The sequence below is a fragment of the Dietzia sp. UCD-THP genome (assembly GCF_000349585.1).
Classification (GTDB): Bacteria; Actinomycetota; Actinomycetes; order Mycobacteriales; family Mycobacteriaceae; genus Dietzia; species Dietzia natronolimnaea_A.
In genome coordinates, this window is record NZ_KB714662.1 from 1 (window position 1) to 4,690 (window position 4,690).

Here is a 4,690-nt window from a genome sequence, read left to right on the forward strand (position 1 = left end):
CCTCAGAAGAGCGAATACTCATCCACTATGGACGCTGAAGAGGGGTCACGCGAAGGAAGGTGGGCAAATGGGTGTGGACTACGACGTCGATCTGGCCGTGATCGGCTCAGGAGGCGCGGCGATGTCCGCCGCCATCGCGGCCAGCCAGGCCGGTAAGAGCGTCGTGCTGGTTGAGCGCGGTGTTCTGGGCGGGACGTGCGTGAACATCGGCTGCGTGCCGTCCAAGACGCTCCTGGCGGCCGCCGGGGCCCGGCACGCCGCGCTCACCAATCCCTTCAAAGGTGCCCCAACGTCAGCCGCACCGGTGAACCTCGGCGATCTGGTGGCCCAGAAGGACGCACTCATCGAGCGCCTGCGTGATGCGAAGTACGCCGATGTGGCCGCTGCCTACGGCTTCCAGGTCCGCCCAGGCCAGGCCAGCTTCCTGGACGGGGACACCCTGGCCGTCGACGGCCAGGCGCTGCGGGCCCGGGCCTATCTGGTCGCCACCGGTGCCACCCCCGCCATCCCGGAGGTGGTCGGTCTCGACTCTGTGGACCGGCTGACGTCCACCACCGCGATGCAGCTGACCGAGCTGCCTGAGTCCCTGGTCGTTATCGGTGGCGGGTACGTCGGGATGGAGCAGGCCCAGCTGTTCGCTCACCTCGGCACCCGGGTCTCTGTGGTCGGGCGTCTGGCGCCGCACGCCGAGCCGGAGCTGGCCCAGAGACTTCGGGAAGTCTTCACCGACGACGGCATCACCGTGGTCGAAGAGCGCGCGACCACTGTGGCCCGCGAACCAGGCCCCGCAGGAGAGGTGGTGGTGACCACGGACTCGGGCGAACAGGTGCGCGGCGCGCAGGTCCTGGTGGCCACCGGACGCCTGCCCCGCACCGACGGCCTGAACCTGGCCGCTGCCGGTGTGGACGTGGACGAGCGCGGCTTCGTCGTGGTCGACCAGACCCAGCGCACCTCCAACCCGCGCGTCTGGGCCGCCGGTGACGTCTCGGGGGCTCCCCAGTACGTCTACGCCGCCGCCGCCGGCGGTCGGGCCGCCGCGCTCAACGCCCTGACCGAGGACAGGTACCCGCCGGCAGCTCGGGTCGACTACGCCGGCTTTCCTGCGGTCGTGTTCACCCGGCCCCAGCTGGCCTCGGCGGGGTTGACCGAGGACGAGGCCCTCACCCGAGGGCACGCGTGCGACTGCCGCGTCCTGGACCTGTCCGATGTCCCCCGGGCGCTCGTCCAGCACGACACCCGCGGGGCGGTGAAGCTCGTCGCCGACGCCGTGAGCGGCAAGGTTCTGGGCGTGCACGCTCTGGCGGACGGGGCCGGGGAGATCATGCTGGCGGCCACCTACGCCATCAAAAGCGGCATGACCGTCGACGATCTGGCCGACACCTGGGCGCCGTACCTGACCATGAGCGAAAGCCTGCGCATCGTGGCCGGCCTCTTCCGAAACCAGATGCCGACGTCATGCTGCGCCTGAAACCCGCGGCCCCAGCGGGGTGGACGAGGGCTCCCGCGGCGGCCCGCCTGGCGCCGTGAATGTGCCTTAAAAACCTACAGGTTGTCAAGACGACTTAGTGAGACTCCGGTGGGTGCCTGTAGCGCCAGGAAACCTGTTCAAAACTGGCCGTAGTCCTGGACGAGATTAAGTGTCTTGACAACCTTTAGGTTTTTAGGGCGTTGTCACAACAGTTCAGCAGACGCTGTATAGTTCAGCAAGTGCTGACTATTGCTTCTCGTGTCGATGTGATGAACCGGTTAGGGCGGGCGATGGCCGACCCGACACGGTCCCGAATACTGCTGACCTTGCTGGAGCAGCCGGCCTACCCGGCGGAGCTGGCCCGGGATCTGGAGCTGACACGGTCGAACGTGTCGAACCATCTGGCATGCCTGCGCGACTGCGGGATCGTTGTCGCAGTGCCCGAAGGTCGCCAGACCCGGTATGAGATCGCAGACCCGCACTTGGCCCGGTCGCTATCTTCCTTGGTCGAGATCACCCTCGCGGTCAACGAAAACGCCTCCTGCTTGGAGCCCGACTGCTCAGTGCCGGGTTGTCACGCCACGGAGGTGCAGGCGTGATCCTGTCCTCGGCCCTGCAGGCGATCGGCCTGTTCATTGCCACCAATATCGACGACATCATCGTCCTGTCGCTGTTTTTCGCCCGCGGAGCAGGCCAACGCGGAACCACCGCACGCATTCTGGCCGGCCAGTATCTCGGGTTCGCCGGCATCCTCGGCGTGGCTGTGCTCGTCTCCCTGGGCGCGGGAGTCTTCCTGCCCCCGCAGGCCATCCCTTACTTCGGGCTGATCCCACTGGGCTTGGGACTGTGGGCCGCGTGGCAGGCCTGGCGCGGGGACGATGATGACGACGATGCAAAGGTCGAGGGCAAGAACGTCGCCGTGTGGACCGTGGCCGGCGTAACCTTCGCCAACGGTGGAGACAACATCGGCGTTTACGTCCCCGTCTTTCTCAACGTGGGCCCGGGAGCCGTGGTCGCCTACTGCATCGTGTTCCTGGTGCTGGTGGCGGGACTGGTGGGCCTGGCAAGGTTCGTCGCCACCCGCCGACCGATCGCCGAAGTCCTGGAGCGCTGGGAACACATCCTGTTCCCGATTGTCCTGATCGGCCTAGGCGCCTTCATTCTGATCAGCGGCGGAGCATTCGGACTCTGACAAAACAGACGCAAACCCGGCCGCCCACCCGTGAGCCGCCGACTCGCTCTAACCCTTTCGGCCAGAACGCCCGATTGGTACGTCGTACGTCGCCGCCAAGAAGTAACCACAGAAGACCGCCACAAAGCGATCAAGTCCACAGAAAGACCTCCCCGTCTCATGTGTCGCGTTTGACGATCCTTCATCGCGACACTTCCTCGGACCGCCGGAATGGCTCCTCGACCTGGAGTTCAGGGGCGCACTGAAGTGTCGTACAAGCCTGCCGCACAGAGCAGGACCAAATGCACCGCGCTTACTGCGAGCGGGGAGTAGGTGCAGGAGGATTCAGGCATGGAGCGTTCACGAGCTGCACTTCCCGACGACCAGTACCTCGCGAGGGTGGGCGAAGTAGCGTATTCGGTCTCCTACCTCGAGTGGAGCATCCTCGGCGATCTGCCTCGTCTTGCTGATCGACTGCCAGCCACCCTCGCGCTGAAGCACCTCGAACCAAAGACGACTTCGGGCATAGCCAGTGCCGTGAAGAGCGCAGCGAGCGAAGTGGAAGACCCTCAGATCAAGAACTACCTGGTCGCGGTATACAAAGCGCTATTCGCGGTAGCGGCGGTCCGGAACGACGTTCTACACGCAAGGCCCGCCACTCACCCCCAACAGGGACAGCGGCTCAACCGCGCGGAGACGAAGAACAACACCGCAACTGGCAAGCGCTTCTGGATCGATGACGGATGGTTCGACGAGGCAATCGGGACGCTGAACGAGAATCTATCCGCCGTTACTCGTGCGAGGCCGCCGCTTCCTAACTTCCGCTGACGTCCGGGGACTTCACCCATCGTCAGAGGGAGCGTTGGATCGGTGCCCCCCAGTCTCGTTTACAGCGATTCGATTGCGCGAAACTAACGCAAGACGTGCCTCTCAGTTCCTTGGACCTGCGAGGTTGTTGACGACGGTCGACTTGTCGGCCACCGGCCTGGCGTAGATACCCTCGATGTCGGGCCTCAAGATCACCCTCAGGACGTGTTGCATTGAACAACCCTCCAGAGCGACAACTGGCTGCAATAGTGGCCGCTGCTCGGACGTGGAGGGGCAGGCAAGGATGAGGCGCAACCGGCCCGAGAGGGCTCAATCACGGCAGTTGCGAGAACGCGGCATCGGAGAGAACCGTGTTCGTCATGATCCCCATATACAACTGCGAAAACTGCCCACCCACCCAGAAAGCTAACTGCTGAACTAGTTCCGGGCGGCACAACGCTGTCACGGCGAAGACGGCGGCGGCGACTGGGGCGGGGATGTGGCGCTTCCACGTTCGAGTCACCGGTTACCTGCCTATTGCATCGAGGGGGTTCACGTGGCGCAGCATTGCAGACAGCTCCGACATGACCCGAGCTTGAACGCCACGCCAGACGCGTCGAATCGCGTGACGCTCAGCTACGCCGTAGGACTTGAGGCACCAGCTCGCCGCCGATGAACATGGTTCGGCCCGACCAAACCGAGCGGGGCATACTGTCACCCTGCACCAATAGCATTAAAGAATGGGGAACTCATGGCGCAGCAGTTTCAGGTCCGGTACCTCGACGACCTCGACGGAACCGACCTAGGCGACAAAGCCAACGCCATATCGTTCGCTTTCGAGGGCAAGGAATACTCCATCGACCTCAGCGACGAGAACGGAGCGTGTCAAATCAAATGAGACGTGCGGTAGTCGGTTGAGCTTGGCTAGTTTCGGGTTCTCGGGCGGCGGGGTCGTTGATGGTCGCCTTCTCTGGGAGTCGGGGTGGGTGTGGTCGTCGGTTGAACCGTTCGGGGTGCTTGGCGTAGGCGGCGTCGAGCACGAGCTGGCGCCTGTCGCGGATGGTCTCGGCGGTGCCGTCGTGGACGCTGGCCGGGGTGTGCAGTCCGATCCCGCTATGGCGGTGCTGGTGGTTGTACCAGTGGATGAACTGGTTCATCCAGGCCCGTGCCTGGCCGATGCTGGCGAACCGCTCGGGGTAGTCCGGCGTGTACTTCATCGTCTTGAACTGGGACTCGCTGTAGGG

The 4,690-nt window shown here is 64.5% G+C and carries 6 protein-coding genes; 5 read left to right on the forward strand and 1 reads right to left on the reverse strand.

What is annotated here, in order from left to right; all coding sequences use genetic code 11:
* The first annotated feature begins 67 nt into the window (after nt 1-67).
* From merA to H483_RS38930, 5 genes are all read left to right on the forward strand, one after another.
* Nucleotides 68-1,468, forward strand: a complete 1,401-nt coding sequence (gene merA, locus H483_RS37000) for a mercury(II) reductase (RefSeq protein WP_017838447.1) — start codon at nt 68-70, stop codon at nt 1,466-1,468.
* A gap of 239 nt (nt 1,469-1,707) precedes the next feature.
* Nucleotides 1,708-2,067, forward strand: coding sequence for a helix-turn-helix transcriptional regulator (locus H483_RS37005; protein WP_031265333.1), 360 nt, complete (start codon nt 1,708-1,710; stop codon nt 2,065-2,067).
* Complete coding sequence (locus tag H483_RS37010; protein ID WP_017838449.1) at nt 2,064-2,660, forward strand: cadmium resistance transporter; 597 nt, start codon at nt 2,064-2,066, stop codon at nt 2,658-2,660. Before H483_RS37005 ends, H483_RS37010 begins: the two co-directional genes overlap by 4 nt.
* Before the next feature lie 330 nt (nt 2,661-2,990).
* Nucleotides 2,991-3,467 (forward strand): hypothetical protein, encoded by a 477-nt coding sequence (locus tag H483_RS39325; protein WP_152428094.1) that lies wholly within the window; start codon nt 2,991-2,993, stop codon nt 3,465-3,467.
* A gap of 730 nt (nt 3,468-4,197) precedes the next feature.
* Entirely contained in the window at nt 4,198-4,344 is a 147-nt protein-coding gene (locus tag H483_RS38930) for a histone-like nucleoid-structuring protein Lsr2 (RefSeq protein WP_017838452.1), read from the forward strand.
* Here the strand turns inward: H483_RS38930 and H483_RS37020 are convergent.
* A partial coding sequence (locus H483_RS37020) for an integrase core domain-containing protein (RefSeq protein ID WP_031265335.1) occupies nt 4,337-4,690 on the reverse strand: 354 nt, incomplete at its 5' end. The genes H483_RS38930 and H483_RS37020 overlap by 8 nt on opposite strands.

Bases quoted from the DNA above. Each gene is read 5' to 3' on its own strand.
- H483_RS39325 (WP_152428094.1), top strand. From the start codon at position 2,991: ATGGAGCGTTCACGAGCTGCACTTCCCGACGACCAGTACCTCGCGAGG.
- merA (WP_017838447.1), top strand. From the start codon at position 68: ATGGGTGTGGACTACGACGTCGATCTGGCCGTGATCGGCTCAGGAGGC.
- H483_RS38930 (WP_017838452.1), top strand. From the start codon at position 4,198: ATGGCGCAGCAGTTTCAGGTCCGGTACCTCGACGACCTCGACGGAACC.